Here is a 1,055-nt window from a genome sequence, read left to right as displayed (position 1 = left end):
GTTGCTTTATTTGTGATCGCAGGCCAGCGGCTGGTCCATTCCGCCCACCCTTGATTTCGCATAATTGATTGACCTACAAGGTATCCGCCTATACCACCGCCACCGCTCATGACTATGGCTCCCCAAGCAGTCACTGAGGCGTTGTAACGATAATCGCCCTTGTACCAATCACGGGAAAAACCAGTGAATAGGTTTTTACCCCAGAATGGGTCAGCCGTTACGGGGTAGGCCACTCCAAAAGTATCATGTTCAATAACCTGAACCAGCGAAGACCCTCGAATCTCATACCGGGTAGGTATATCCACTCCGTTAGCGTCCTTAGCCCAAGGAGCAGCCACGCCAGCTACAAAGTTCCCCTCAGCATCCCAGATCAGAACCATCCCATCTTTAAGAAGCTCAAGATAAGCACCATCAGGCATTTCCAAATCATATGCATATTCACGCGGAGCTGCGGCGCTTTCGATGGTTGTCACCATCTGCACTGAACCATCTTCATATGGCAAAACTGAGGTGCTAGAAAAATTTTCATGATCAAAAGAAATTTCGCCAAACTCACCAGCTTGAATTTCACTTGACCTCTCAGAGTAGGGCAAAGAAATACGTAAATCCTCGTCACCAGATTCTGATAGAACAATCATCTCATCTGAGTTTTTTGGTAAGTCAACAGCAATCTCACCTGCATGTACGGTAAATCCAGATTGATTTTCGTCAAGTTCATCAATTGTAAGCGATTGTTCTACAAGTTTATCCAGCTTGTATTCCTCTAAATTATTTTGGGTGGACGAAATTGAAGTTTGAGCCACGGCGGGCGCAAAGCTAAGTCCACCAACTAACACTGCGCCAACTAGGCAGATACTAAAAATGGAACGGGGGGGGTGAAAGGCCATCTTGTTGTCTTTTCTCTTATTTACCAAACCTCTGAGTGAGGTTGGTTACATGGAAGCTTACAGTAAGATTTAGATCAATACTAGAGCCCACTCACACTAAAGCCAAGAAAAAAATTTGTGAACCTTAAAAGGCAGGCTCCCCGCACCTATGCGCGGGGAGCCTGCCTT

The 1,055-nt window shown here is 46.1% G+C and carries 1 pseudogene; it reads right to left on the bottom strand.

The window, feature by feature from the left end:
* Nucleotides 1-887, bottom strand: a pseudogene (locus tag ACRCJM_RS11965) (hypothetical protein); the annotation flags it as partial.
* Between the last annotated feature and the right edge of the window lie 168 nt (nucleotides 888-1,055).

The organism is Rothia sp. L_38 (assembly GCF_050689125.1).
Lineage (GTDB): Bacteria > Actinomycetota > Actinomycetes > Actinomycetales > Micrococcaceae > Rothia.
This window is presented reverse-complemented; position numbering and strand designations above follow the sequence as displayed.